General features: G+C 70.2%; 23 protein-coding genes and 1 pseudogene. 15 read left to right on the top strand and 9 right to left on the bottom strand.

Features of this window, described 5'->3' with window-relative positions; genetic code table 11:
- The first annotated feature begins 5 nt into the window (after positions 1 to 5).
- Both LX16_RS07135 and LX16_RS07130 read left to right on the top strand, forming a co-directional pair.
- Positions 6 to 1007 carry an acetylxylan esterase gene (locus tag LX16_RS07135; protein ID WP_147134904.1) on the top strand — a complete coding sequence of 334 codons (1002 nt, stop codon included), beginning with the start codon at positions 6 to 8 and terminating at the stop codon, positions 1005 to 1007.
- On the top strand, positions 1004 to 1471 hold the full coding sequence (locus LX16_RS07130) for a GNAT family N-acetyltransferase (RefSeq protein ID WP_211354323.1): 468 nt from the start codon (positions 1004 to 1006) through the stop codon (positions 1469 to 1471). Before LX16_RS07135 ends, LX16_RS07130 begins: the two co-directional genes overlap by 4 nt.
- A gap of 11 nt (positions 1472 to 1482) precedes the next feature.
- On the opposite strand, the gene LX16_RS27885 is transcribed toward LX16_RS07130, so the two are convergent.
- Positions 1483 to 3879: an Hsp70 family protein gene (locus LX16_RS27885; RefSeq protein ID WP_147134901.1), complete on the bottom strand. Its 2397-nt coding sequence runs from the start codon at positions 3877 to 3879 to the stop codon at positions 1483 to 1485.
- 174 nt (positions 3880 to 4053) lie between these two features.
- Between LX16_RS27885 and typA the strand changes: the two genes are divergently transcribed.
- The 3 genes and pseudogenes from typA to LX16_RS07110 form a co-directional block, all read left to right on the top strand.
- Positions 4054 to 5913 (top strand): translational GTPase TypA, encoded by a 1860-nt coding sequence (gene typA, locus LX16_RS07120; RefSeq protein ID WP_147134898.1) that lies wholly within the window; start codon positions 4054 to 4056, stop codon positions 5911 to 5913.
- 87 nt (positions 5914 to 6000) lie between these two features.
- Complete coding sequence (locus LX16_RS07115) at positions 6001 to 6768, top strand: SDR family NAD(P)-dependent oxidoreductase (RefSeq protein WP_147134895.1); 768 nt, start codon at positions 6001 to 6003, stop codon at positions 6766 to 6768.
- A gap of 24 nt (positions 6769 to 6792) precedes the next feature.
- Positions 6793 to 7140, top strand: a pseudogene (locus tag LX16_RS07110) (MerR family transcriptional regulator); the annotation flags it as partial.
- A 56-nt stretch (positions 7141 to 7196) separates the two neighbouring features.
- Here the strand turns inward: LX16_RS07110 and LX16_RS07105 are convergent.
- Genes LX16_RS07105 through LX16_RS07095 form a run of 3 tightly spaced genes read right to left on the bottom strand, consistent with a single transcriptional unit; the run spans position 7197 to position 9168 of the window.
- On the bottom strand, positions 7197 to 7424 hold the full coding sequence (locus tag LX16_RS07105; RefSeq protein WP_147134889.1) for a hypothetical protein: 228 nt from the start codon (positions 7422 to 7424) through the stop codon (positions 7197 to 7199).
- Positions 7425 to 7441: 17 nt separating this feature from the next.
- Positions 7442 to 8197, bottom strand: a complete 756-nt coding sequence (locus LX16_RS26520; protein WP_158645510.1) for an ABC transporter permease — start codon at positions 8195 to 8197, stop codon at positions 7442 to 7444.
- Positions 8194 to 9168 (bottom strand): ABC transporter ATP-binding protein, encoded by a 975-nt coding sequence (locus tag LX16_RS07095; protein ID WP_147134886.1) that lies wholly within the window; start codon positions 9166 to 9168, stop codon positions 8194 to 8196. Before LX16_RS07095 ends, LX16_RS26520 begins: the two co-directional genes overlap by 4 nt.
- Positions 9169 to 9324: 156 nt before the next feature.
- On the opposite strand from LX16_RS07095, the gene LX16_RS07090 reads away from it, so the two are divergent.
- On the top strand, positions 9325 to 10518 hold the full coding sequence (locus LX16_RS07090) for a sensor histidine kinase (RefSeq protein ID WP_147134883.1): 1194 nt from the start codon (positions 9325 to 9327) through the stop codon (positions 10516 to 10518).
- Positions 10515 to 11117, top strand: a complete 603-nt coding sequence (locus LX16_RS07085; protein ID WP_147134881.1) for a response regulator transcription factor — start codon at positions 10515 to 10517, stop codon at positions 11115 to 11117. The genes LX16_RS07090 and LX16_RS07085 overlap by 4 nt, the downstream gene beginning before the upstream one ends.
- 3 nt (positions 11118 to 11120) lie before the next feature.
- Here the strand turns inward: LX16_RS07085 and LX16_RS07080 are convergent, their stop codons facing one another.
- Together LX16_RS07080 and LX16_RS07075 are read right to left on the bottom strand one after the other, a co-directional pair.
- Entirely contained in the window at positions 11121 to 11738 is a 618-nt protein-coding gene (locus LX16_RS07080) for a hypothetical protein (protein WP_147134878.1), read from the bottom strand.
- Between the two features lie 187 nt (positions 11739 to 11925).
- The gene (locus LX16_RS07075; RefSeq protein WP_147134875.1) at positions 11926 to 12510 is read right to left on the bottom strand and encodes a hemerythrin domain-containing protein; all 585 of its coding nucleotides are present in this window, start codon (positions 12508 to 12510) and stop codon (positions 11926 to 11928) included.
- 151 nt (positions 12511 to 12661) lie between these two features.
- On the opposite strand from LX16_RS07075, the gene LX16_RS07070 reads away from it, so the two are divergent.
- From LX16_RS07070 to LX16_RS07050, 5 genes are all read left to right on the top strand, one after another.
- Complete coding sequence (locus LX16_RS07070) at positions 12662 to 13936, top strand: RNA polymerase sigma factor (protein ID WP_244615700.1); 1275 nt, start codon at positions 12662 to 12664, stop codon at positions 13934 to 13936.
- Between the two features lie 78 nt (positions 13937 to 14014).
- Positions 14015 to 14866, top strand: coding sequence for a serine hydrolase (locus LX16_RS07065; RefSeq protein WP_147134871.1), 852 nt, complete (start codon positions 14015 to 14017; stop codon positions 14864 to 14866).
- 123 nt (positions 14867 to 14989) lie between these two features.
- A complete protein-coding gene (locus LX16_RS07060; protein WP_147134868.1) occupies positions 14990 to 15502 on the top strand; it encodes a SigE family RNA polymerase sigma factor in 513 nt (170 codons plus the stop codon).
- Positions 15499 to 16581, top strand: a complete 1083-nt coding sequence (locus tag LX16_RS07055; RefSeq protein ID WP_147134865.1) for a hypothetical protein — start codon at positions 15499 to 15501, stop codon at positions 16579 to 16581. The genes LX16_RS07060 and LX16_RS07055 overlap by 4 nt, the downstream gene beginning before the upstream one ends.
- Positions 16582 to 16703: 122 nt before the next feature.
- Entirely contained in the window at positions 16704 to 18086 is a 1383-nt protein-coding gene (locus LX16_RS07050; RefSeq protein ID WP_147134862.1) for a sulfatase family protein, read from the top strand.
- Positions 18087 to 18104: 18 nt separating this feature from the next.
- On the opposite strand, the gene LX16_RS07045 is transcribed toward LX16_RS07050, so the two are convergent.
- Positions 18105 to 19841 carry a thiamine pyrophosphate-dependent enzyme gene (locus tag LX16_RS07045; RefSeq protein WP_147134860.1) on the bottom strand — a complete coding sequence of 579 codons (1737 nt, stop codon included), beginning with the start codon at positions 19839 to 19841 and terminating at the stop codon, positions 18105 to 18107.
- A 272-nt stretch (positions 19842 to 20113) separates the two neighbouring features.
- Here LX16_RS07045 and LX16_RS07040 point away from each other — a divergent pair, with 272 nt between their 5' ends.
- Both LX16_RS07040 and LX16_RS07035 read left to right on the top strand, forming a co-directional pair.
- The gene (locus LX16_RS07040; protein ID WP_147134855.1) at positions 20114 to 21226 is read left to right on the top strand and encodes a mandelate racemase/muconate lactonizing enzyme family protein; all 1113 of its coding nucleotides are present in this window, start codon (positions 20114 to 20116) and stop codon (positions 21224 to 21226) included.
- Between the two features lie 94 nt (positions 21227 to 21320).
- Complete coding sequence (locus LX16_RS07035) at positions 21321 to 22232, top strand: C40 family peptidase (RefSeq protein WP_147134851.1); 912 nt, start codon at positions 21321 to 21323, stop codon at positions 22230 to 22232.
- 54 nt (positions 22233 to 22286) lie between these two features.
- Here the strand turns inward: LX16_RS07035 and LX16_RS07030 are convergent, their stop codons facing one another.
- Positions 22287 to 23393 (bottom strand): TerC family protein, encoded by a 1107-nt coding sequence (locus LX16_RS07030; protein ID WP_147134848.1) that lies wholly within the window; start codon positions 23391 to 23393, stop codon positions 22287 to 22289.
- Between the two features lie 375 nt (positions 23394 to 23768).
- On the opposite strand from LX16_RS07030, the gene LX16_RS07025 reads away from it, so the two are divergent.
- Positions 23769 to 24266 (top strand): mycothiol transferase, encoded by a 498-nt coding sequence (locus LX16_RS07025; RefSeq protein WP_147134845.1) that lies wholly within the window; start codon positions 23769 to 23771, stop codon positions 24264 to 24266.
- A gap of 6 nt (positions 24267 to 24272) precedes the next feature.
- On the opposite strand, the gene uvrB is transcribed toward LX16_RS07025, so the two are convergent.
- On the bottom strand, positions 24273 to 26372 hold the full coding sequence (gene uvrB / locus LX16_RS07020) for an excinuclease ABC subunit UvrB (protein ID WP_147134842.1): 2100 nt from the start codon (positions 26370 to 26372) through the stop codon (positions 24273 to 24275).
- Positions 26373 to 26496: the final 124 nt, after the last annotated feature.

Here is a 26496-nt window from a genome sequence, read left to right as displayed (position 1 = left end):
CCGGCATGCCTCTGTTCGACCTACCCCTCACGGAACTGCGCGCCTACCGCCCCGACCGCGACGAGCCCGCCGACTTCGACGACTTCTGGCGGGGCACTCTGGACACCGCCGCCGCCGTCCCGCTGGACGTGCGCGCCCACCCGGTGGACACCCCGTTGACGGGTGTCACGGTGGAGGACGTCCGTTTCGCCGGCTGGAACGGCGATCCGGTCCACGCGTGGTACATCGCGCCCCGCCACACCACGCCGCTCGGCTGCGTCGTCACCTACATCGGTTACCACGGCGGCCGCGGCCTCCCCCATCAACACCTGGTGTGGCCGACCGCCGGCTGGGCCACCCTGGTGATGGACAGCAGGGGGCAGGGGGGATCCAGCACGAGCAGCCCCGGCGCCACCGGCGACCCGCACGGCACCGACGACCCGCAGGCCCCCGGCATGATGACGAAGGGGATCCTGTCACCGGAGACCTATTACTACCGCCGCCTCTTCGTCGACGCGGTACGCGCCGTCGACGTCGCCACCACACGGCAGGGCGTCCCACCGGGCCGGATCGTGGTGTGCGGCGGCAGCCAGGGCGGCGGCATCGCGCAGGCGGTGGCGGGTCTCCGTGACGACCTGCTCGCCGCGTTCATCGACGTCCCGTTCCTGACCCACTTCCGGCGCGCCCTCGACATCGCCTCCACCGGTCCGTATCCGGAGATCGTGCGTCTCCTGGCCGCGCGACGGGATCTGGAGGAACCGGTGATGCGCACACTGTCCTACTTCGACGGAATGCACTTCGCCGCCCGTGCCCGTACCGCCGCCCTGTACTCGGTGGCGTTGCGGGACACCACCTGCCCGCCGTCCACGGTGTTCGCGGGTTACCACCACTGGGCCGGCGACAAGGAGATCGACGTGTGGCCGTGGAACGAGCACGAGGGCGGCCAGGGCCACCAGGTGGAGCGGCAGCTCGCACGGTTGCGGCAGATGGCCGACGGGGTTGCGGAGCGGTTGGGCTTGCGGCCGTGAGGGTGGATGTCGCCGACCACACCGACTTCCCCGGTTTCCTGGCCCTCGCCGGCGAGGTCGAGCACTGGTTCGGGCCGATGGTCGAGGTGCCCGGTTTCCATACGGCCGTGAAGTCGGCGATCACCGCCGGCGACGCCTTCGTGGTGCGGGGCCCGTCGCCCGACCGGCCACACGGTGCGATGCTCGCCGAGGGGACGGGCGACACCTTCCACATCGGCTGGTTGGTGGTCTCGCAGACCGCGCGCGGCGGCGGGATCGGGAGACTCCTGGTGTCGGCGCTGCTGGATCGCGTCACGACACGTCCGGCCACGGTGGACGTGGTCACCTTCGGCGCCGACCACCCCGCCGCCCGCGACGGCGGCGCGCGGGTGTTCTACGAACGGCTCGGTTTCACGCCGGGCGAGGCGGCTCCCACGGGTCCCGAGGGAGGCAGCCGACAGCACTACCGGCTTCGACTGGTGTGAGCCGGAACGGGTCACACCGCCACGGTGTGGACCGCACCGTCCTCCAGGGCGACGACGAGCCCGTCGTCCGCGACGAAGCGCAGGGCCACGACCCGGGCGTCCCAGCGGGCCTGCGCCCGGAAGCTCAGCGTGTCCGCCGCGGCCACCCGCACGACGCGGTCCAGGCCGGCCGAGGCCACCAACGCCCCGTCCGTCGACCAGGCCACCGCCCGCACGGCGGCCTCGTGACCACGCACCCCGGCCGAGGACGCCCCGTCGGACAGCCGCCACGTGCGGAGGCCCCCGGCGGCGTCGCCGGCCAACAGCCGCCCTCCGTCGGTGGACCAGGCGAGCGCGCGGACCGCGAGCGACTCCTCGTGCAGGTCCATCACCGGTTCGGTCGCGGTGACGTCCCACAACCGGATCCAGCCCAGTGAGTCGCCGGTCGCGAACCGGTCGCCGACGGCGGCCAGCGCGCGCAGTTCGGCGACGGCCGGGCCGGGCGCGTTCCACCGCCTGACCGGTTCGTCGGAACGGTCAGGCCGCCACAGCCAGATGGTGCGGGTACCTGCCACCACCACGGCGTCGTCCATCCACCCCACGAACCGGACCTCGCCGGGGAAGTTGAGGGTGTGCCGGAGCACCGCGTCCCCGAATCCGGCGTCCGCGCGGCCGGCCCACCACAGTTTCACCAGGTTGCCGTCCGAGGTGGCCAGCCGGGGTGCGGTGGGATGCCACGCCAGGACGGCGGGTTCGACGTCGTGACGGGCGAGTGTCACCCGCGGCGATCCCGGTGCCGTTCCGGTCACGAGCACGCCGCTGCGGGCGACCCCGGCCAGGACGTCGCCCGGCCCGAACGCGGCCACCGTGACGGGGCCCGGCAGGACCGCGCCGTGTCCGGTGTGGTCGGTGGGGGCGGGCGCCGTGGTCGAGGGGGCCGGGGTACGTGGCGGCGGTTCGGCCGGACGGGGCCTCGGTGGCTCCGGTGCCTCGGCGGGCGGCGGCGGCGGTTCGGTCCGGGTCGGTGGTGAGGCGTGTGCGCCCACGACGGGGTGACTCCGGCGCAGCGTGTCGGGCACCTTCGCGATACCTCGGTACACCCGTTCCGCCACCGGCGCGGCCCCGTCCGGCGAGGTCGAGACCGGCAGGACCTCCGGAGCGGGAACCGGCATCGGAACCGGAGCGGCGGGCGACACGGGATGCACGGGATCGGTGCGAGCCGGGGGCGGCGGCACCTGCGGCTGCGCCGGTGCCGGGATCCGCAGTACCGATACCGGATCCGGTGTCCCCGGGCCCGGCGGGGCCGACACCGGCACCGCCAGGTTCGGCAGCGGCTCCCGGCGATCCGGGGCGGGCAGTACACGGTGCGGCGCGTCCATGGCGCCACCGGCCACCACGAGTTCGGGTTGTTCGAGCACGGTCGGCGCGGTACCGGTCTGCCGCATCAGCAACGTCGAGGACAACGGCATCCGGCTGGCACCGCCGACCAGGAACAGCCCGGACACCTGCGCCATCTCGATTCCGGCTCCGGCGAGCACCCCGACGGTGAGTTCCACGGTCTGGTCGAGCAGCGGCCTGGCCAGCGTCTCCAGTTCGTTCCGGGTCAGCAGGGCGTCGCGGTCCAGCAGCGGGAGGTACAGCGAAGTGCTGCTCTCCCGGCTGAGGATCTCCTTCGCGTCACGGACGTCGCTCCACAGTCCACGACGGTGGCGGCGTTCCATCGGGGTCTGCGGCGCGTGGAGGCGCGGCCAGGCGTCGGCGTCGGGGTACGTGGCCTCCAGGTGCCTGATGATCGCGTGGTCGATGTCGACGCCGCCGACGTCGGTCAGGCCGCCGGTGGCGACGACCTCCACTCCCGCGGGCGACTGCCTCACCACACTGATGTCGAAGGTGCCGCCGCCCAGGTCGTAGACGACGATGTGGCCGCCCGCCGGGATCCGGTGGCCGAGGTGCACGGCGAAGTGGGTGGCCGCCGCGACCGGTTCGGGGGTGAACCTGGGAACCGGCATGCCGGCGAGGGCCGCCGCCTGCGCCAGGACCCGCAACCGCTCCCCCGCCCAGCCCGCCGGGTGCGTCAGGACCAGCTCCGCCGGTGCCGCGCCCGCCACTCGCCACGCCTCCTGCCAGACCCGGGACAGGACCGCGGCGATCGCGGTGGGCACCGCGACCTCGATCCTGCCGAGTTGCAGGTGTCCGTCGGCGACACACCGCTTGGGGTGCGGTTCGAACGCGGCGGGGTCGGACATGGCGGCGCGTTCGGCGTCCCGGCCGGTCAGCAGCCGGTCGGGGCCGGCGAAGATCGCCGAGGGCAGTATCGGTGAGCCGTCGAACAGCAGGGGCAGCGCGGGGCGGCCCGGAACCGACATCACGGCGACGGTGTTGGACGTGCCGAAGTCGACAGCCAGTCGTATCGATCCGGTCGCCGCCATGCAACGAAGAATATGACACGCGCGCCGACACCCGGGAGCCCGACTTTCCCGCACCGTCCCGCGACCGGGCGCGGGGCTGGTCAGCGGCACCGGGAGGCGCACACGCGCCGGAGTGCGCTGCGTCACCCGGGGTCGCCGCCGGACCTGCGATGGCCGTAACCGACAATGGAAGTCATGGCCCAACGCACTGACCTGCGCAATGTCGCGATCATCGCTCACGTCGACCACGGTAAGACCACGCTGGTCGACGCCATGCTCCGCCAAGCCGGCGCATTCCGGGAGGGAGCGGCCGTCGACGACCGGGTCATGGACTCCATGGACCTGGAACGGGAGAAGGGCATCACGATCCTGGCCAAGAACACGGCGGTGCAGCACCGTACGCCGCAGGGCCAGGACATCACCATCAACATCATCGACACGCCCGGTCACGCCGACTTCGGCGGCGAGGTGGAACGCGGCCTCACCATGGTCGACGGCGTGGTACTGCTGGTGGACGCCTCGGAGGGGCCGCTGCCGCAGACCCGTTTCGTGCTGCGGAAGGCGCTGGCGGCGCGGATGCCGATCGTCCTGGTCATCAACAAGGTCGACCGGCCGGACGCGCGGATCAAGGAGGTCGTGGACGAGACCTACGAACTGTTCCTCGACCTCGACGCCGACGAGAGCCAGATCGACTTCCCGATCGTCTACGCGTGCGCGCGGGACGGGATCGCCTCGCTGACCGAGCCCGCCAACGGCGAGGTCCCCTCCGACAGCCGTGACCTCATGCCGCTGTTCGAGACGTTGTTGTCGACGATTCCCGCGCCCGAGTACGAGGAGGGCGCGCCGCTGCAGGCACACGTCACGAACCTCGACGCGTCGCCGTTCCTGGGGCGGCTCGCGCTGTGCCGCGTGCGGCAGGGCGAGATCCGCAAGGGTCAGACGGTGGCCTGGTGCCGCACCGACGGGAGCATCGGCAACGTCCGGATCTCGGAACTGTTGATGACCGAGGCGTTGGAACGCAAGTCTGCGGAGAAGGCCGGGCCCGGCGACATCATCGCCGTGGCGGGCATCCCGGAGATCATGATCGGCGAGACCCTCGCCGACGCCGAGAACCCGGTCCCGCTGCCGCTGATCACCGTCGACGAGCCGGCCATCTCGATGACCATCGGCACCAACACCTCCCCGTTGACCGGGAAGGTCAAGGGCGCCAAGGTCACCGCGAGGATGGTGAAGGACCGGCTCGACAAGGAGCTGGTCGGCAACGTGTCGCTGCGGGTCCTGGACACCGAGCGGCCGGACGCCTGGGAGGTACAGGGTCGAGGTGAGCTCGCGCTGGCGATCCTGGTCGAGCAGATGCGCCGGGAGAACTATGAGCTCACCGTCGGCAAGCCGCAGGTCGTCACCCGGGAGGTCGACGGCAGGCGTTGCGAACCGGTGGAACGGCTCACCATCGACGCCCCGGAGGAGTACCTGGGGGCCATCACCCAACTCCTCGCCACCCGCAAGGGCCGGATGGAGCAGATGATCAACCACGGCACCGGCTGGATCCGGATGGAGTGGCTGATCCCGGCCCGTGGCCTGATCGGCTTCCGGACGGAGTTCCTGACCGACACCCGCGGAACCGGCATCGCCCACCACGTGTTCGAGTCCTATGAGCCCTGGTTCGGCGACATCCGCACCCGGCAGTCGGGTTCGCTGGTGGCCGACCGGTCCGGTGTGGCGTCGAGTTACGCGATGTTCAACCTCCAGGAACGCGGCACGCTCTTCGTCGAGCCCACCACAGAGGTCTACGAGGGAATGATCGTCGGCGAGAACTCCCGCGCCGACGACATGGACGTCAACATCTGCAAGGAGAAGAAGCTCACCAACGTCCGGTCGTCGACCGGTGAGGAGTTGGAGCGACTGATCCCGCCGCGCAGGCTCTCGCTGGAACAGGCGTTGGAGTTCTGCCGCGAGGACGAGTGCGTCGAGGTCACACCGGTGGCGGTCCGTATCCGCAAGGTCGTGCTGGAGGCCAAGCAGCGGGAGCGTTCCCGGCGGCTGGGCGCGCGTTGACCGGCGTGGGCGGCGAGCCGGCCGGGGAGTGACCCTCGGCACGTCGACTTGACCCTGACACCGGTGTGAAGGTCGGACGATCGGGTCATGACGATTGAAGACGAAGCAACCACCTCCTCACCCGTCGTGCTCGTGACGGGCGCGGGAACCGGCATCGGCCGGTCCACCGCGCGCGCGTTCGCCGAGGACGGCGCCAGAGTGATCGCGGTCGGCCGCCGCCTCGCGCGGTTGGCGGAGACGGCCGGAAGCGACGACCGGATCACGCCGCTGACTGCGGACATCACCCGTGAGGGTGCCGCCGAGGAGATCGTCTCGGAGGTGGTGCGACGGCACGGCCGGCTGGACGTGTTGGTGAACAACGCCGGGGTGGTGGTGACGGCACCGTTGGGCGCGATCACCTCGTCGGTGTTGGCCCCGATGATCGCCACCAACCTGATCGCGCCCGCGCTGCTCGTGCAGGCGGCGTTGCCGGAGTTGCGCCGGTCACGTGGGGTCGTCGTTAACGTGTCGACCGCCGTCGATGGACGGGCGTGGCCGGAGTCCGAGGCGTTCTACGCCGCCACCAAGGCGGCCGTCGAGGCCCTCGGCCGGAGCTGGGCGGTTGCGTTGGCTCCCGAGGGGGTTCGCGTCGTCACCGTGGCACCGGGGGCCGTCGACACGCCCATCGGTGAACATCGGGGCCTCAGCGCGGAACAACTGGCGACGGTACGGGAGTGGCAGCGGCAGCACACCCCGTTGGGTAGGGTCGGGCGGCCGGAGGAGATCGCCGCCGCCATCCGGTTCCTGGCGTCGCCGGCGGCGGGATTCGTCACCGGTACGGTCCTGTCGGTCGACGGCGGTGCGCTGGTCGCCTGAGTACCGCAACCACGAGGAGGGAACATGCGTATCGGGGAGGTGGCGGCCGCGTCCGGTGCGACGCCGCGATCGCTGCGGCACTACGAGGCGGCCGGACTCATCGAGTCGACGCGCTCGGCGAACGGCTATCGCGACTACCCCGCCGCGACCGTGAACCGGGTGGCGAACATCCGGTATCTGCTCGCGGCGGGTCTGACGTTGGCGGACGTGGCGTCGTTCCTGCCGTGCCTCGACGGAGACGTGGCCTCGGCACCACCTTCCTCGAACGGGATCGAGGTGGCCCGTCGAAGGTTGGCCGCGCTGGACGAACGGATCGCGGCACAGGTCGCGGTGCGTGAGCGTCTCGCTGCGGCGCTCGACGCGATCGCAGGTCCTCCGCCCGTGACGCGGGCGGAGGACCGGGTCTCGGTCGACGACCATCAGGGAGTTCAGTGGGACGGACGTCCCGCCCGGTTGCGGCGGGCGACCAGTGCCGCCCGTGTCAGCCAGTAGCCGACGGCCGCCAGCGGGAGGAACACCCTCGCCGGTCCGTCGAACGCCGTGACGGCGACCGGTGTCACCACGGCGACACCGACGACCCCTGCGATCAGTTCGGTGGAGGTCTTGTCCGCGAGCCGGACGCCGAACAGCGCCTCGACCAGTGGGGAACGGAACACCGTGGGCTCCTTCGGGTTCAGGATCTGGGTTCCCACCGGAACAGGCGGGCGGCCAGTAGGCAGCAGACGGTCGAGACGACGACGGCGGCCAGTACCGGAGACCACACTCCGGGCACCGCCGCGATCTCACCGGGCGTGGTGAAGCCGGCGCGGGCCAACTGGGTCACCGCGCCACCGGGGATCGCCAACTGCACGGCGGTCACCTCGTCGGCGGGGGTGTTCAACACCCACAGCATCCCGCCGATGAGGACCATGAAGCCCGGCATGGTCGTCAGTTGCGCGGCCTCCGGCGTGTTCGTGAACGAGGCGGTCAGGAACGCCAGGGCGGCACAGGTGACGGCTCCGGTCACCACCGCCGCCGCCAGTACCGCCGGGTCGCGGGGCGGCATGTCCCCCGCGACCGCGTGCCCCGCCGCCAACAGGCCCGACTGGGCGAAGAACAGCAGTACCGGGCCGCAGGCCAGTCCGGCGACGATGCCCATCGAGGGCACCGGGGAGGCGCGCAACCGCTTGAGGAACATGGCGGCCCGGCGGTGCGCCAGGGCCATGGTGGTGGTCGCGTAGACGGAGAACCCCAACAGCATCACCAGGTGCATGGCGGCCATGCCGGGGGATCCGTCGCCGTCGCCCAGGCTCATCACCACGATCATCGCCAGCGGGACGAGGGTCGCGGTCACGGCGACCGTCTTGTTGCGCATGATCAGCCGGAGTTCGTTTCCGGCGACGACCAGCCATCCCGGCGTCCGGCGGAATCGGGTGTCGGTGTCGGTCATGATGTCTCCTCGATTTCGCCCCGGTCGGCCTGCACCGCGGCGAAGACCTCGCGCAGTGACGCCTCGGCGGCGTTCAGCCGGTTCAATGTGACGTGTGTGCGGTCGGCCCAGTCGAGCAGCCGGTGGAGGTCGGCCTGCAGGTGACGGGTGCGTACCGTCAACGCCGGTCCGTCCCACGTCGTGTCGCCGGCCAACGGGGGAAGGTCGCGCCCGGCACCGGAGCTCGGGACACAGTGGATTCGGGCGCGCCGGGTCGCGGCCACCTCCGCCACCGTCCCGGTCACCGCGATGCGGCCACGGTGCATGACGGCGAGGCGGTCGGCCAGTTCCTCGGCCTCCTCCAGGTAGTGGGTCGTCAACAGGATGGTGCACCCGTCGTCGGCCAGCCGGCGGAGCAGCCGCCAGGTCCGTTCCCGGGACGCCGGGTCCATGCCGGTGGTCGGCTCGTCGAGGAACAGGATCCGGGGTCCGGTGGCCAGCGCCAGTGCGAGATCGAGCCTGCGCCGTTCCCCGCCCGACAGCCGCGCGACCCGTACGTCGCTCCGATGACGCAGGTCCACCTCGGTGAGCGGGTCTGAATAGGACTGTCGACGTGGATGCAGCCGCAGCCACAACCTCAGGGTCTCGGCCACGGTCAGGTCACCGGCGAACCCGGACTCCTGGAGGACCTGTGCGACCTCACCGGCGAGAGCACGGCGGTGGCGCGCCGGGTCGCGGCCGAGCACGCGCACCCGGCCCTCGTCGGGGGTCCGGTGTCCCTCCAGTGTCTCCACGGTCGTGGTCTTGCCGGCGCCGTTGGTGCCGAGCAGCGCGAACAGCTCGCCCGGCGCGATCGCCAGGTCCACTCCGTCGACGGCCACGTGGTCCCCGTAGCAGCAACGCAGGCCGGTCGCCTCGATGGCCGGGCCGTCACCGACGACGCCCGTGGGGTGCCGGGCGTCGCGCCCGGCCGATTCGGTTCTGGTGGTCATGCCTCCACCGTGGCCGCCGCCGCCCCGGACGCGTAGTGCCGAAGCGGCACCGCCGGCCGTGGCGGTGTCACCGATCGAGATGACGGATGTCATGAGGCCAGGTCAGCGCCGTATCGCGGATTCGCGCGGGCGGGCCGCGGCCCGCATACTTGACGCATGACCCACCGAACCGATCCGCCGGGCGTACGCGACCTGGCCCGCCTACGGCAGTGCGTGTGGTGGACCCTGGTGCCGTCTCCGGCGGTGATGTTCGGGTTCACCGTGTGGGCGATGGTGCGTGACGGCGAACCGGCGGTCCGGGCGGGTGTCACGGCCGTGGTCCTCGCCGTGGCGGCGGTGGGTCCGACGTGGTCGTTCCTGCGGGTGACCGGCACCGAGGAGCCGCCCCCGGTGGACCGGCGCGAGATCGGGATGCTCACGGCGGCGGCCGGGGCGCTGGCGGTGCTGGCGGTCACCGCCGATCCGTCCGGGGCCGCCGGTTTCGGCCTGTTGACTCACGGCGCGGTACTGGCCACGGCCGTCCTGTTGAGGCTTCCGGCGGGACGGCGGCCGGTGGGTCTGGCGGCGGTGACGATCCTGGCGATCGGTGTCGCCGCCGGCCTGTCGTGGTGGCGCGGCCTTCCCGCCTCGACCGTCACGGTGGCCGGCCTGGGGGTGTTCTCCATCGCGACCGGACTCTGGATGAGCTGGTGGCAGTACGACGTGGCGCGTCAACTGGAACTGGCCCGGCGGGTCACCGGTGAACTGGCGGTGGCCCGGGAACGGCTTCGCTTCGCCGCCGAACTGCACGACATCCAGGGCCACCACCTGCAGGTGATCGCCCTCAAGAGCGAGCTGGCCGCCAGGTTGCGGCCGGACTGCGCCGACGAGGCGGTGGCGTTGATGCGTGAGGTGCAGCAGTTGGCGCACGACGCGCTGCGGGACACCCGCGCGGTGGTCGCCGGGTACCGCCGTGTCTCGCTTCGCACCGAGATCGGCAACGCCTCGCGGGTCCTGTCCTCGGCGGGGATCGACACCGCCGTGCGGTTGCCGCCGGGCGACACCGGTTGGCACGAGTCGGTGGAACGCGACATGGGACTGTTGGTCAGAGAGGCGACCACCAACGTGCTGCGGCACGCGTCGCCACGCAGGTGCGAACTGACTCTGGAGGCCGAGCCCTCGGCGATGGTGATCACCATCCGCAACGACGGCGCCGACGAGGCGCCCGTGGCGGCGGCGGGGACCGGGCTGACCGGCCTGCGTGACAGGTTCACCGCCGCCTCCGGCGCGCTCGACTGGGAGCACGCCTCCGGGTGGTTCACGATTCGCGGACGGCTGCCCGCCGCCGCGGGAACGGGTGGTACGTCGTGATAGGGATCGTGGTGGCCGACGACGAGGCCATGTTGCGTGGTGCGCTCGTGTCGCTGCTGAACCTGGAACCGGACCTGACGGTGGTGGCGGAGGTCGGCGACGGTGACGCCGCGGTGAAGGCCGTCGCCTCGCACCGGCCCGACATCGCCGTACTCGACCTGGAGATGCCGCCGGCCGACGGGCTGGTCGCCGCGGAACGGATACTCGCCGCCGGGGGACCGCCCGTGATCCTGGTGACCCGTCACGCCAGGCCGGGGATCCTCCGGCGAGCCCTGTCGGTGGGGGTGAGCGCGTTCGTGCCCAAGACCACTCCGGCGGAGCGGTTGGCCGGGATCATCCGTGACGTACACGACGGCAGGCGGTACGTGGATCCGGAGATCGCGGCGTCGGCGTTGACCGAGAACGACTGCCCGTTGACCGCGCGGGAGCTCGAGATCCTGCGGGCCGCCCGCACCGGGCGACCGATCAGTGAGATCGCGTCGGCCGTCCACCTGGCACCGGGAACGGTCCGCAACTACCTGTCGACGATCATGGCGAAGCTCGGCGTGTCCACCCGGCACGCCGCCGCTCACGCGGCGTGGGAACAGGGCTGGATCTGACGGTCAGGCCGCCGGCCGGGCCGACAACGTCGCCCGTAGCCTGACGATCCCGAACAGCGCGTATCCGACGGCGGTCAGGCCGACGACGAATCCGGCGACCACGCCGGCGAAGTACGGGTTGTGCGGCGAGAACAGCCAGCCGTACGCCTGTACCCCCGTCGCCAGTAGGAACACGAAGTACGCCAGCGGCGGCAGCAGCCAGGTGAGCGGGTGCCACCAACGTGTCCGGAACTGGTTGCGGCCCACGAAGACGAAGTCGAGCACCACCATGACGGGCGCGACGAGGTGTTCGAAGAAGAAGGCACCGTGGCTGAGCCGCCCGCCGTTGAGGATCAGTATCGACGTCAACGACACCAACAGCATCAGCAGCGCGAGGGCGCCCCGCAGCCACGCCGACGCCGGTTCGTCGCGGCGTCCTCCGGCGAACAGCGGGAAGAGCGCCAATCCCAGGTAGCACACCCCGACGACGACGCCCGCGAGCTGGCTCAGCTCGTACAGGGCGTCGGGATTGAACTCGCCGGTGGAGAAGATCAGCCGGTACGGCCCGTACAGCGCGCTGAACACGATCGACAGTCGCCACAGTGTCGCGGCGGCCGTGGGGGACGGGTGCGGAACCGACATTGCGAGAACTCCGGGGCCGGGGGTTGTGCCGCGACTCTACCGGCCGGGCGCAATCGGTGGCCGGTCCGCGCACGCCACCGGCTCCCCTTGGTGACCGCCGCGCCCGGCCGGCGGGCGGGCGGGCCACACCGTCACGCCGGTGGCCCCCACCGTGGGCGGGGGCCACCGGTCACGCCTCCGGGCTCGGTCAGTCGTCCAGGGCGCGGCGCAGTTCGTCCTTCGTCATGTCGGAACGCCCGTGGACGTCCTCCTTCTGCGCCCGCCGGTACAGGTCCTGCCGGGTCACGTCCTCGTCTCCGCCCTTGCGGTCGTCTCCACGGGAGCCGGTGTCCTCGATTCCGGCCGCCGACAGCTCCGACTCGCGTCGCCGGGTGAAGGCCTCGCCCAGCTCCCGCAGTCGCGCGGCCGAGACCGCCTCCTTGAGCGCGGGAAGGATGTCCGACTCCTCCTCCTCGACGTGATGGCTGATCGCGGAGACGAACTCGCCGACGGCGTCGTCGTAGCCGTCGGAACCGATCGCCTGTTCCGCGCGGCGCAGCTTCTCCTCCGCCTCGCGGTGTTCCTCGACGCCGTGGTGCACCTCGCCGCGTTCCGAGGGGTCCGCCTCCGCCAGCGCGGGGTACACCTCCGCCTCCTCTGCGCGGCTGTGGGCCTGCAGGCGCGCCTCGATCTCGGCGATCAGTTCCCGCTGCCGGGGTTTCCCGGCGCCCAGCTCGTTGTACAGCGACTCCAACACCCGGTGATCCCGTTCGATCGCCTTCACCGCGTCCACATCTCCTCCTCCTGTCCACCGTCAACCTAGTGGCGGATCGGTCGCGGCACGGCGGCTTCGGCCGTTTCGGGCGGGCGACGCGGCGTGGTACTCGGATCGGGCCCGCTGCCTCCGGTTTCCGTGACGCGGGGAGTCCCACTACATTGTGAGGGTGAACGGCATCGACATCCGACCGCAGATCGAGGCGGTGTGGCGCATCGAGTCGGCGAAGCTGATCGCCTCCCTGGCGCGGGTCGTCCGCGACGTCGGACTGGCCGAGGAGCTGGCCCAGGACGCGTTGGTCGCGGCGTTGGAGAAGTGGCCGGAGACGGGTCTGCCGGACAAGCCCGGGGCGTGGCTCATGGCCACCGCGAAGAACCGCGCGATAGACCTGTTCCGGCGTAACGAGCGGTTGGCCGACAAGACCGCCGAGATCGGTCGGGCGCAGGCGCGGCTGCCCACCGACACCGACTTCGACTCGGTCACCGACGACATCGGCGACGACATGCTGAGCCTGATCTTCACGGCCTGCCATCCGGTGCTGTCCACCCCGGCGAAGGTGGCGTTGACGCTGCGGGTGGTGGGTGGACTCAGCACACCCGAGATCGCCAGGGCGTTCGTTATTCCCGAGGCGACGCTGGCGCAGCGGATCGTGCGGGCCAAGAAGACGCTGGCCAAGGCGCAAGTGCCCTTCGAGGTCCCCGGTGCCGAGGAGATCCCCGCGCGGCTCGCGTCGGTGCTGGAGGTCGTGTACCTGATCTTCAACGAGGGCTACTCCGCCACCGCGGGCGAGAATCTGATCCGGCCCCGGTTGTGCGGTGACGCGCTCCGGCTCGGACGTATCCTGGCCGGTCTGGCACCGCAACACTCCGAGGTCCACGGTCTGGTCGCCCTGTTGGAGATCCAGGCGTCCCGCATGGCCGCCCGGGTGGACGCCTCGGGTGAGCCGGTGCTCCTCGCCGACCAGGACCGTACCCGGTGGAACCGGCTGCTGATCCGCCGTGGCCTGGAGTCGCTGTCCCGCGCCCGGGGCCTGACCGACGATCCCGGTCCGTACACGCTCCAGGCCGCCATCGCGGCCTGCCACGCCCGCGCGGTGACCGCCGAGGACACCGACTGGCGGCAGATCGCCGAACTCTACGACCGGTTGGTGACCGCGGTGCCGTCCCCGGTCGTAGAACTGAACCGGGCGGTGGCGGTCGGCATGGCCCACGGACCGGAGGCCGGCCTGGCCATCGCCGACGCACTGGCGGCCACCGGGCTGATGAACACCTACCACCTGCTGCCCGCGGTTCGGGGCGACCTGCTCGAACGGCTGGGCCGTTCGGCCGAGGCCTACGACGCCTTCCGGGCCGCCGCGACCCTGACGGAGAACATGCGGGAACGGCGTCTCATGCTGGACCGGGCCGGGCGGCTGACGGACCGGACCGCTCCGACCCGGTCGTGACGGGCCGGTCACCCGGCGCGGTGGCTCGGCCATTTTGTCGATGGCGTGGGTCGACGGCGGCCGGTAGCCTCTGGCGCCATGGAGGAATTGACAACGTTTGAAAGCCGGCTGGCGGCGCTGGGGGGAACGGTGTCGGTGTGGTGTGGCAGGCCGGGCGAGGCCGCCGCCTACACCCGGTCGCCCGACGTGACGCACTATCCGGCGAGCACCATGAAGGTCGGCGTGATGGCGGCGGCTTACCGCCTGGCCGACGCGGGCAGGCTCGATCTGGACACCGAGATCCCGGTACACGAACAGTTCACGTCCGCCGTGGGCGGCGTGTTCGGCATGAGCCGTTCCTACGACAGCGACCAGCAGGTGTGGCGCCTGGTCGGCGGGACCGCGTCGCTGCGCTGGCTGATCCGCCGGATGATCGTGCGTTCGTCGAACCTGGCGACGAACCTGGTGCTGGAGCAGGTCGGTTACGCCGCCGCGCAGGAGGCGTTCCGGGTCGCCGGCGCCACCGACAGCATCACCCGCCGCGGCATCGAGGACATGGCGGCCCGGGACGCCGGGGTCGACAACGAGATCACCGCGGCGGACCTCGCCGGGCAGCTCTCGGCCATCCACCTGGGCCGGATGGCCGACCGCGCGTCCTGTGACGAGATGCTCGCCGTACTGGCCGACCAGGAGTTCACCGACGACCTGGTGGCGGGCCTGCCGCCGGGGACCCGCACGGCGTCCAAGAACGGCTGGATCGACGGCGTCAGGCACGGCGCGACCCTGGTCTACCCCGACGACGCTCCCCCGTACGTGCTGGTGGCGTGCGCCACGACCCCACTGGCCACCTCAGAGGACGGCAGTGACCCGGTCTGCCGCACCTTCGCCGACCTCAGCGCCGTGGTGTGGCGGCTGCGGCACCGGCTCGGCTCCCCCGTCACCGCCGCCTGACCCCTCCCACTGCACCCGGCCGGCCGCATCGTGCGGCGCGGCCGGTTTTTTCTTCCCCGCGGACCACCCGTCAACCGGCACCCGGTGCGTAGCTACGGATGTAGGTGACATCGAGGAGAGCAGATGCGACCCGACCAGACGACGGAGTTCCGAGAATACGTGGTCTCCAGACAAGAGCGGATGCGCCGCTTCGCGTACCTGAACTGCGGGGACTGGCATCGCGCCGAAGACCTCGTCCAGACCGCCTTCGTGCGGCTGTACGGGGCGTGGAACCGCGCCGCCAAGTCCTCACTGGACTCGTACACCCGGCGCATCATCGTGAACGCGTTGATCGACGAGCGCCGGCGGGGCTGGTTCCGCCGGGAGCGACCGACCGACACGATGCCGGATCGCCCGGTGGTGTCCGACGACGGCACCCAGCGCATGGCGGTCATGCAGGCGCTCGCCGCGTTGCCCGCCAAGCGCCGGGCGACCCTGATCCTCCGCTACTGGGAGGACCTGTCGGTCGAGGAGACGGCGCGGGTGATGCGGTGCTCCGTCAACACCGTGAAGAGCCAGACGGCCCGTGGCCTGCAGACGTTGCGAGGCATGGTCATCGAATCGATCTCCGATACTCCACAAGGGGCGAACAAGTGAACGACGACATCAAGAACCTGTTCCAGCGGGCGGTGGACGACGAGCCGCCCGCCAAGAATCTCGACCTCGACGGCCTGGAGAAGCGGGGTTCCCGCGCGCTGAGCCGGCGCCGTTGGGGGGCCGCCGGAGCCGGGGCGGTCGGCGTCGCCGCCGTCACCGCGGTGGCACTGGTCCTGCCGGGAGCCCTCGGTGGCGCGCCCGCAGACGGCACCGAGACCCCGGTGACCCTGCCGGCCGCCGAGGACGGCGAGGAGACGACCACAACGCAACCCGAGTTCCCGTTCCCCGAACTCGACCCGGACCGGAAGTACATGTGGGACTCGGGCGACGACGAGGAGACCGCCGCGACCGCCGAGCTCACCGAGGCCTTCTGGGACCACATGACCACCGAGTATTCGGACATGGGGGTCATCGACATCGAGACCGGGTACGACGAACTACTCGAGCCCGAGGACTTCCCGGCCATGAGCCGCTCCGAGAACGAGCTGTACCTGCTCAAGCTGGAGAACGACTACCCGTACGGATACAGCTACAGCGACCGGGAGTCCAGCACGGGTTACGTCGTGCCGATGTACGGACTCAACCCCGCCGTCGGCACCTACGGCACCCTGTGGCTCACGTTCGGCGGCGAGGGATCTCCGCTCCACCACATGGACCTGACCGTGCATCCGAAGGGCAGCTACGACGCCACGCCCATGAGCTACCCGGAGTCCGTTTCGGGCACACCCGTTCCCCCGCACCTTCTCGCCGGCTGTGAGGACGTCACCGCGAAGGGCCAGGCCGAACGTAACTGGACCGTCGATTACGACTGCTCCGAGGCCACCGGTCCCAACGGCGAACACATCCAGCAGCTTTCGTCCACTCTCATCACCCAGGACGGCTTCGTCTCCAACAAGATGAACGCGGTGATCGTGACGTTGCCGAACGGAAACGCGGTCGTCGTCCAGAGCTCGATCACACCCAACGTGTTCGGAGGTGAACACGGCGACGTCGTGGACATCACCGACGTCGAACCCGAGCTCGACTTCGAGGAGTTGGCGGCGCTCGCACTCGCACTGCCGCAGGTGATCGTGGAATAGCCGGCGATCCGAGAAACCGACACACGCGCACACGGCCCGGGCCTGACCCCCGGGTCGTGTGTGTTCATGTCGTATCCTGTGCGATACCGTGGCTTCCGCCGGCTTGTTTGAGGAGGCGCCACATGACCGCACCACCGGACGTCGTCGTGATCCTCTCCGACGACCACGGATACGCCGACCGGTCCGCCCTCGGCATCCACCCCGAGGTCGGCACACCGCACCTCGACCGGCTCGCCGCCGAAGGCGTCTCGGCACGTCACGCGTACACCGCCGCCCCGATATGCAGCCCCTCCCGGGCCGCCATCATGACCGGGAGACATCCGCTGTCCTTCGGCACGACGTGGTTCGACGACTCCCACCTGCCCGACGACACCACGACCCTCGCCGAGCGGTTCGCCGCCCTCGGGTACCACACCGGGTACTTCGGGAAGGTGCACTACGGACCCGAGAACGTCGGAGACCGGGGCTGTCCGCCACACCACGGGTTCCACGAGTCGATGTACGGACTCGCGGGCCGCTCACAGGGGCGGCTGCACTACCTGCGGCACTCCCGCGAGGAGTACCGCGCCCGCGGCGAGGCCGGTTGGCGGACCGGGGTGCAACCCCTTCTCGAAGGCGACGACGAGTACGAGACCGACACCTTCCTCACCTGGGAGATCGGCGAACGCGCCCGCGACTTCATCACCCGCGGCTCCGCCGGGGACGCGCCGTTCTTCCTGATGGTCGCGTTCAACGCGGTGCACAACTTCTGCTGGCAACTGCCGCCGGAGGAGTTGGCGGCACGCGGGCTCCCCGAGCGATCCGACTGGGATCCGCGACGGCGGCCCTACCTCGACTGGTACGACGACGCGATCGCGCCGAACCTCCCGCACGGCAGGGAGTACTACCTGGCGCAACTCGAACTGATGGACGCCGAGATCGGCCGGATCCTGGACACCGTGGACAACCGGAACCGGAATCGCGACACCGTCGTGGTGTACCTGACCGACAACGGCGGATCACACTGCAACTACGGGGACAACACACCGCTGCGCGGGTCGAAGTACACCCTTTTCGAGGGCGGCATACGCACCCCGTGGCTGATGCGCTGGGAGGGAGGCGGCGTCTCCGGCGGACGGGAGGTCGACGGCGTCGTCAGCGCGCTCGACCTGTACCCGACGTTGTTGGCGGCCGCCGGCGACGACCCCGGCGACGGGCACGGGATGAACCAACTTCCCCTGTTGCGCGGTGACACGACCACCGGGCACACCGAACTCCACTGGGACTGCGGATTCCAGTACGCCACCCGCGTCGGTGAGTGGAAGCTGCGCTACGCCGATCCGCAGGCGCCCCAGGTGACCGAGATGCTGCGTCACGAACACACCGACCTCGGTGCGGGGCTCTCCCTGCACCACCTCGGCGACGACCCCGGCGAACTGCGTGATCTCGCCTCGGACCGACCCGACGTGGTCGCGCGGTTGACCGAGGCGCGAGAGGACTGGCGGCGGCGGACCGCACCCGCCTGACCGGGACGTTCCGGCGGCTCAGTCCTCGTCGTCCCGGCTCCGCAGTGTCTCCTTGAGCTTGGCGATGGCGAAACCCCACGCCTGCCCGGGTGTCGGGCTCGGCGGCACCGAGACCTCCTGCGGGTTCGTCAGCACGTCGACCAGTACCGGCCCCGGCATGCTCAGCGCCTCGGCCAGTCTGCGCCCCAACTCCCCCGGCTCGGTGATACGGACCCCGGCCAGTCCACAGGCCCTGCCCACCGCCGCCAGGTCCGGGTTGTCGAGGACCGTGCCGAACTCCGGCAGGCCCGCCTCCTCCTGCTCCAGCTTCACCATGCCCAGCCGGTGGTTGTCGAACACGACCAGTTTCACCGGCAGCCGGTACCTCACGAGTGTCAGGAGGTCACCCAACAGCATGGTGAGGCCGCCGTCACCACAGAAGGCGATGACCTGACGGTCCCGGAACCGCGACTGCACCCCTATCGCCTGCGGCATGGCGTTCGCCATCGAACCCAGGTTGAACGACCCGATCAACCGCTGCCCCTTGCGCAGGTGCACGAACCGGGAGAGCCACACCGTCGACATGCCGGTGTCTGCGGTGAAGACCGCGTCGTCGTCGGCGATGTCGTTGACGTAGGCGGCCACCGCCTCGGGCCGGATCCGCTCCCCGGGGTTGTCGACGATCGATCGGGCCTTCCCGATCGCGCCGGTGTCGTGATCGGGGTCGGCGAGCGCCGCCTGCCTGCCGCGCCACCGGTCGTACCGGCGCTGCGCCTTGTCGAAGTGCGCCCGGTCGGTCTTGGCGCGCAGTTTCGGCAACAACGCCTGGAGTGAACTGAGCGTGTCGCCCACCACGGCGACCGACACCGGCACCCTCCTGCCGATGTGTCCGGCGCGCCGATCGATCTGCACCACCGTCGTGGACTCGGGATACCAGTCCCGGTAGGGGAAGTCGGTTCCCAGCATCAACAACAGGTCGCAGTCGCGCATCGCGGCGGCGGCGGCCGGGTTGCCGATCAGGCCGCTCTGCCCGACCTGGAACGGGTTGTCCCAGTCGAACGCCTCCTTGCCCTTGAGGGTCACCACCATCGGCGCCGCGAGCCGCTCCGCGACCAGCAGCGTCTCGTCGCGCGCCGGTGCCGCGCCGATACCGGCCAGCACGGTGACCCGCTCGGCGCGGTTGATCGCCTCGGCGGCCCGGTGCACGGCGTCCTCCGCCGGGCGGAGCGCCGCCTGGTCCTTGAAGACCCGCACCGTCTGGTCCCCGTCGATCTCCTGCGGCCCTACGTCACCGGGCAGGCTCAGTACCGCGACGCCACGCTGCGACACCGCCGCCGCGATGGCCGAATCCACCACGTGCGGCACCTGGGCGGGGCTGGTGATGGTCCGGTTGTACACCGCGACGTCGCGGAACACCTGGTCGTTGTCGACCTCCTGGAAGTAGTCGGAGCCCATCTCGGCGAGCGGGACCTGCCCGGTCAGGGCGAGCACCGGCGCGTGGCTCTTCGCGGCGTCGTAGAGGCCGTTGAGCAGGTGTACGGCGCCGGGGCCGACCGTTCCGGCGCACGCCGCCAGGTTCCCGGTCAGCTGGGCCTGCGCGCTGGCGGCGAACGCCGCGGCCTCCTCGTGCCGGGTGCCGATCCACTCGATGCCCTCGGTACGACGGATGGCGTCGGTGACACTGTTGAGCGCGTCACCGACCACGCCGAACACCTGGGAGACCCCGTTGTGGAGCAGACCGGTCACGATGGTCTCGCTGACCGTCTTGCGCGCCATTCGTCCTCCTACGTCGATGGGTGAACCGGTCGGCGACGACGGACGGCACCCGCCGCGCCGCGCGGCGGCACGGCGACCGGAGGCGGCGGACCGATCACGCGGCGACGCCCCGACACCGGGCGGGTTCGCCCATATCGGACGGCATTCCCGCACGATAACGCACCCGGCGGCGGCATCCGGACTTTCCGGCGGGTTCGGTACGCGGCGATCGCGGGTCATCGGGCGCCCGTTCGCCGGGAGGGGCACCGTCGGGGATGTCGTAGGGTACGGACATGTCGATCAGTGAAGTCACCGCCCAGGTGGTGACCGCCCCACTTCACACAGAGTTCGTCACCGCGCTTCGCCGCACCTCCGCCGTGGAGACCGTCCTGGTCACGATCACCGACTCCGAGGGCGTCAGCGGCCACGGTGAGGCCCCGCAGACCTGGCGCATCACCGGACAGTCGTTGGCGGGCGCCCACGCGTGCGTGACCGGCCCGCTGCGCGACGTGCTCCTGGGCCGGGACCCGATGGACCTGCACCACGCGCTGGACGCCGTCGACGCGGCGGTGATCGGCAACAGTGCCGCCAAGGCCGCCGTGGACGTCGCCCTGCACGATCTGTGGGCGCGCAGGCTGGACAGGCCGCTGGCCGCCGCACTCGGCGGCACCGCGACACGCGTCCCGACGGTGGTCACCCTGGCGGCGGGCGAGGCGGCGGACATGGCCCGGGCGGCCGCGGCGCGGGTCGCCGAGGGGTTCACCGCCCTGAAGGTGAAGGTGGGACTCGACCCGGCGGGTGACCTCGCCCGGTTGAGCGCCGTCCGGGAGGCGGTGGGCGACGCGGTGTCGGTCCGCGTCGACGCCAACCAGGGCTGGACCGCGAAGGAGGCGGTGCGGATCATATCGGGTATGGAACGTGCCGGTCTCGGCATCGAGCTGGTGGAACAACCGGTTGTCGCCCACGACCTGGCGGGGATGGCCCACGTGACGGCCTCGGTGGACACCGTGATCCTCGCCGACGAGTCGGTGCACGGCGTTCGCGACCTGTCGGCGGTGATCGAGGCGCGCGCCGCCGACGCCGTCAACGTCAAGCTCGCCAAGTGCGGTGGCATCCGCGCCGCCGGGACCCAGTTGGAGCTGGCGCGGGCGCACGGCCTGAGCACCACGGTCGGTTCCATGATGGAGGGACCGGTCGGTGTGGCGGCGATCGCCTCGCTGGCGGCGGCCCACGGCGTGGACGTCACCGCCGACCTCGACGCCGCGTGGTGGCTGTCGCAGACCCCGCCGGGCCTGCGGTACGCCGACGGTTCCCTACACCTCGACACCGGCCCGGGTCTTGGCCGGGTAACTTTTTCGCCGCAAACCGATTCCGTTCGGCGTGCCGAGGGGGCAACCGGGTCATGAGATTGTTTAAGGTTCCTGCGACCACCGACAACACCCTTGGTATCGAACCCCGGGAGGGGAACACGTGACAGTCGAAATCGGACACGATGCACGCGTGGCGGTCGCCGCGGCGACATTGTGGACTTCCCCCAAGGCCGCCGAGACGTCAGACCGCCTGGCGCTCGGAACCCACTCGGCCATCCGCGACTGGGTCAGTGGCATGACACGCGAACAACGGGTCGACGGCCTGGTGGACCGCACCCTCAGCCAGGTGCTCCTCGGTGACGAGGTGCACGTGGAGGAGATCGAGGACGGTTGGGCGAAGGTGATCGTGCCCGGTCAGCCGTCCAGTGAGGACGCGCGTGGTTACCCCGGTTGGATCCCGACGCGCCAGCTCACGACCACCGCGCCCGTACGGCCTGGTCGCCCGCACCTGGTGTCGGCGACCGCCACCGCGGTCCGTGACGAGCCCGACGGCGAGGTGCTGATCCCCGGCGTGACCCTGGGTACCCGCCTCACGGTCATCGACGAGGAGTCCTACCGGGGCTGGAGCCGGGTCGTGCTGCCCGGCCCGCAGCCGCCGGGTTGGGTCCGCGTCCGCGACATCACCGAGGCGCCGAACGAGCCGGTCGGGTCCGCGGCGGGCCGACTGGACGCGGTGAACGTCGCCGGGCAGTTGCTGGACACCCCGTACGTGTGGGGTGGGCTCACCGCCTACGGCGTCGACTGCTCGGGGCTGGTGTACCTGGCGTACCGGATGCTGGGCATCCAGTTGCCGCGTGACGCCCACGACCAGGCGGACGCCACCACCGCGATCGCACCGGAGGACGCGCGTCCCGGCGACCTGTACTTCTTCGCGCGCCGCGGCAAGCGCATCCACCACATCGGTGTCGCGACCGAGCCCGGCCCGTCCGGGAAACCCGCCATGATCCACGCCGCCGGGAACTACGGCAAGGTCGTGGCCGAGGAGTTCACGGAGGAACGGGCGGAGACCTTCGTCGGCGCCCACCGCGTGTTCGCCGACTGAACCTGACCAAGATGACGGCGGCCGGATGACTCGTCCGGCCGCCGTCGTCGTGTGTCAGCGCCTGCGGGACGACCGCGCGTCGCGGGTGTCCTTGAGGTCGCGGTCGTCCTTCACGTCGCCCTGCGCGCCGGCCGTGTAGGGGTCGGGTGCCTTGGCGGCCTCGGCCGCCGGGGAATCCGGCAGGATGCCTTTGCGCCGGTCGGAGGAGGACTTGATGAGGCTGGCGACCGTGGCGATCACCAGGATCGACACGATGACGACCAGCGAGGTGAGGGTGGAGATGTCGGGGATGCCCGGCACGGGCTCACCGCCGTTGATGAACGGCAGGTTGTTGTCGTGCAGGGCGTGCAGCACCAGCTTCACCCCGATGAAGGCCAGCACCGCCCCCAGGCCGTAGGACAGGTACACCAGCCGGTTCACCAGGCCACCCAGCAGGAAGTAGAGCTGGCGCAGCCCCATCAGGGCGAAGACGTTGGCGGTGAAGACCAGGTAGCCCTCCTGCGTCAGGCCGAAGATCGCCGGGATGGAGTCGACCGCGAACATCAGGTCGGTGGTACCGATGGCGATCATCACGATCAGCATGGGGGTGGCCATCCGGCGACCGTCGATCTTCGTGATGATCTTCGCCCCGACGTAGCCGTCGGTCACGGGAAGGACCCGGCGGCTCCACTTGATGACCCGGTTCTCCTTGTGCTCGTCCTCGTCCAGGCCGGTGCGCAGCATGGTGAAGGCGGTGTAGATGAGGAAGGCGCCGAAGATGAAGAACACCCAGACGAACCGCTCGATCAGCGCGGCACCGATGGCGATGAAGACACCGCGCAGCACCAGGGCGGTGATGATGCCGATCATCAGCACCTTCTGCTGGTAGATGCGTGGCACCGCGAAACTGCTCATGATGACCAGGAATACGAACAGGTTGTCCACCGAGAGGCTGTATTCGGTGATCCATCCGGCGTAGAACTGACCGGCGAACTCGCCGCCCGAGGTGAGCCACACACCCGCGCCGAACAGGACGGCCAGGGAGACGTAGAACACCACCCACAGCGACGACTCCTTCGTCGAGGGCTCGTGTGGGCGTCGTCCCACGATGATGAGGTCGACGGCCAGCAAAGCCACGACAGCCACCAGGGTGACGACCCAGACAGCTACAGATACATCCACGTTCTTCGAAACCTTCCGGTTAACACTGCGATGGTGATACCGGAGGTCTCTCCCGCCGCCAACACCAGGCGCGCCGTCTCGCTGGCACCGTGCCGTGCTGGGACGACCGACAAGGCCGGGACCGGCGGAGACACCGCCATTCCGTGTTGACGACCTTGACGCTCGGGGATACTCCCCTCCTGTCGTACCCGCCCATTCTGCCTTACCTCTCTCGGAACGCCACCGGGGACGGTCCGAAGATCACAATTCGATCATCCTCCCGATGACGGGCTTTGGCTCGTGGATGGGTAATTCCGTCTTCCGGCCACCGCAGCCCGGCCCTCCGGTGAGGCCCCCGGACCCGCACGTGGTCGTGTCCTCGGTCACGAAAGGCACATGATGTCCACCGACACCGGAAGTCCCCGCATCGTCACCACCGACCAGCTCTTCCGATTCGCCGGACATGCGCTGGAACAGATGATCGACATCGTCACCGGCCTGGGTGACGAACTCGCCAACACCCGCCCCGACCTGCCCGGCGCCAACAGTCCGTACCAGATACTGACGCACTGCCTGGGCGTCGTCTCGTTCTGGGCGGGCCGGGGCATCGCCGGACGCGCGGTCACCCGCGACCGCGACGCCGAGTTCAGCGCCGCCGGTTCCCCGGCGGCGCTGGCGGTGCGCGCCCACACCGCCGTGGCCCGGTTGCGCTCCGACCTCGCGGCGTTGCTACCGGGTGAACCGCTGCGCCATCCGCCCCGGCCGGACTGGCGTCCGCAGGGGCGGGAGACGGAGTTCACTCAGGAGGAGGCGCTGGTCCACATCCTGGAGGAGCTGTACCAGCACCTCGGCCACCTCGAGCTGACCCGGGACCTGCTCCGGCACCGGCCGTGAGCGGGACTACTTCGCCCCCGCCTCGTCGAACTGCCGCAGCTCACGCTTGAGTTCGGCGATCTCGTCGCGGTACCGGGCGGCCACCTCGAACTGCAGTTCACGAGCGGCGGTCAACATCTGCTCGTTCAACTGGGTGATCATGGCCGCCAGCTCCTCGCGCGGCGCCCCCTCGCCCGTGGCGACGATCGCCCCGGTCCGGCTGCGCACCTGCGGGACCGGTGCCTTGCCGCGACTCTGCTGCCTGCCCGAACCGCCGATGAGGGTCTGGGAGTCCTCCGCCTCGGCGTAGATGTCGTCGAGGATGTCTCCGATGCGTTTCCGCAACGGTTGCGGGTCGATGCCGTGCTTCTCGTTGTGGGCGATCTGCTTCGCGCGGCGGCGGTCGGTCTCGTCGATGGCGTTGCGCATCGAGTCGGTGATCTTGTCGGCGTACATGATGACCTCGCCCGACACGTTGCGGGCGGCACGGCCGATCGTCTGGATGAGGGACGTACCCGAGCGCAGGAAGCCCTCCTTGTCGGCGTCCAGGATCGCCACCAGCGACACCTCCGGCAGGTCCAGGCCCTCCCGTAGCAGGTTGATGCCCACGAGCACGTCGAAGTCGCCCGAACGCAGTTCCCGGAGCAGTTCCACCCGGCGGAGCGTGTCCACCTCGGAGTGCAGGTACCGCACCCGGATGTCGTTGTCGAGGAAGTAGTCGGTCAGGTCCTCCGCCATCTTCTTGGTGAGGGTCGTCACCAGGATCCGCTCGTCGCGGTCGGCGCGGACCCGAATCTCGTGCATCAGGTCGTCGATCTGGCCCTTCGTCGGACGCACCACCACCTGCGGGTCGACCAGACCGGTGGGCCGGATCACCTGTTCGGCGTACTGGCCCTTCGCCTGCTCCATCTCCCACTTGCCCGGCGTCGCCGACATGTACACCGTCTGCCCGACCCGGTCCCGGAACTCGTCGAACCGCAACGGCCGGTTGTCCATCGCACTCGGCAACCGGAAACCGTGGTCGACCAGCGTCCGTTTCCGTGACGCGTCACCCTCGTACATACCGCCGATCTGCGACACCGTCACGTGCGACTCGTCGATGATCGTGATGAAGTCCTCGGGGAAGTAGTCGAGCAGGCAGTGCGGCGCCGAACCGGGCTCCCGGCCGTCGATGTGACGCGAGTAGTTCTCGATACCCGAGCAGCTACCGATCTGGCGCATCATCTCCAGGTCATAGGTGGTCCGCATCCGCAGGCGTTGCGCCTCGAGGAGTTTGCCCTGCCGTTCCAGTTCGGCGAGCCGCTCGGCCAGCTCCGCCTCGATGTCGCCCACCGCCCGTTCCATGCGTTCCGAACCGGTCGCGTAGTGGCTGCCGGGGAAGATCACGACCCGGTCGGTCTCTCGGACCACGTCCCCCGTCAGCGGGTGGAGGTAGTACAGCCGCTCGATCTCGTCGCCGAACATCTCGATCCGGATCGCCAGCTCCTCGTAGGCGGGGATGATCTCGATCGTGTCACCCCGCACCCGGAACGTCCCCCGGGTGAAAGCCAGGTCGTTACGGGTGTACTGGACGTCCACCAGGCGGCGTAGCAACTGGTTGCGGTCGTACTCCTGGCCCACCTTGATCTCGGTGGCGCCCAGCAGGTACTCCGCCGGTGTCGCGAGGCCGTAGATCGCCGACACCGTCGCCACCACCACGACGTCTCGCCGGGTCAGCAACGAGAACGTCGCCGAGTGCCGCAACCGTTCCACCTCGTCGTTGATCGAGGAGTCCTTCTCGATGTAGGTGTCGGTCTGCGGGACGTACGCCTCCGGCTGGTAGTAGTCGTAGTACGAGACGAAGTACTCCACCGCGTTGTTCGGCAGCAGCTCACGGAACTCCTTGGCCAACTGCGCGGCCAGCGTCTTGTTGTGCGCCATGACCAGCGCCGGGCGCTGCAACCGCTCCACCAGCCACGCGGCGGTCGCGCTCTTACCGGTTCCGGTGGCGCCCAGCAGCACCACGTCGCGTTCCCCCGCGTCGATCCGCCTCGCCAGTTCCGTGATGGCGCCGGGCTGGTCGCCGGAGGGCTGGAAATCGCTGACGACGGTGAAGGTGCCGTCCTGCCGTGGGATGTCGGTTGTCACCACACCAACCTACGCGCCACCACCGACACCGGGCCGGGACCGACCCGTGTCACGCGCCAATCACCTCACCGGAGTTCACTCGTTGCACTTGTGTGGGTACAACGAGCACACGACGTGACACACT

Origin of the sequence: Stackebrandtia albiflava (assembly GCF_007994225.1) — a bacterium.
Classification (GTDB): domain Bacteria; phylum Actinomycetota; class Actinomycetes; order Mycobacteriales; family Micromonosporaceae; genus Stackebrandtia; species Stackebrandtia albiflava.
The sequence above is the reverse complement of the archived record's forward strand: the minus strand, read 5'-3'. Positions and strand labels throughout refer to the sequence as shown.

What these genes read in the sequence shown, in the direction of transcription:
- LX16_RS07135 (WP_147134904.1), top strand. Translation starts at nt 6, where the DNA reads ATGCCTCTGTTCGACCTACCCCTCACGGAACTGCGCGCCTACCGCCCC.
- LX16_RS27885 (WP_147134901.1), bottom strand. Translation starts at nt 3,879, where the DNA reads ATGGCGGCGACCGGATCGATACGACTGGCTGTCGACTTCGGCACGTCC.
- typA (WP_147134898.1), top strand. Translation starts at nt 4,054, where the DNA reads ATGGCCCAACGCACTGACCTGCGCAATGTCGCGATCATCGCTCACGTC.
- LX16_RS07115 (WP_147134895.1), top strand. Translation starts at nt 6,001, where the DNA reads ATGACGATTGAAGACGAAGCAACCACCTCCTCACCCGTCGTGCTCGTG.
- LX16_RS26520 (WP_158645510.1), bottom strand. Translation starts at nt 8,197, where the DNA reads ATGACCGACACCGACACCCGATTCCGCCGGACGCCGGGATGGCTGGTC.
- LX16_RS07095 (WP_147134886.1), bottom strand. Translation starts at nt 9,168, where the DNA reads ATGACCACCAGAACCGAATCGGCCGGGCGCGACGCCCGGCACCCCACG.
- LX16_RS07090 (WP_147134883.1), top strand. Translation starts at nt 9,325, where the DNA reads ATGACCCACCGAACCGATCCGCCGGGCGTACGCGACCTGGCCCGCCTA.
- LX16_RS07080 (WP_147134878.1), bottom strand. Translation starts at nt 11,738, where the DNA reads ATGTCGGTTCCGCACCCGTCCCCCACGGCCGCCGCGACACTGTGGCGA.
- LX16_RS07065 (WP_147134871.1), top strand. Translation starts at nt 14,015, where the DNA reads ATGGAGGAATTGACAACGTTTGAAAGCCGGCTGGCGGCGCTGGGGGGA.
- LX16_RS07060 (WP_147134868.1), top strand. Translation starts at nt 14,990, where the DNA reads ATGCGACCCGACCAGACGACGGAGTTCCGAGAATACGTGGTCTCCAGA.
- LX16_RS07050 (WP_147134862.1), top strand. Translation starts at nt 16,704, where the DNA reads ATGACCGCACCACCGGACGTCGTCGTGATCCTCTCCGACGACCACGGA.
- LX16_RS07045 (WP_147134860.1), bottom strand. Translation starts at nt 19,841, where the DNA reads ATGGCGCGCAAGACGGTCAGCGAGACCATCGTGACCGGTCTGCTCCAC.
- LX16_RS07040 (WP_147134855.1), top strand. Translation starts at nt 20,114, where the DNA reads ATGTCGATCAGTGAAGTCACCGCCCAGGTGGTGACCGCCCCACTTCAC.
- LX16_RS07025 (WP_147134845.1), top strand. Translation starts at nt 23,769, where the DNA reads ATGATGTCCACCGACACCGGAAGTCCCCGCATCGTCACCACCGACCAG.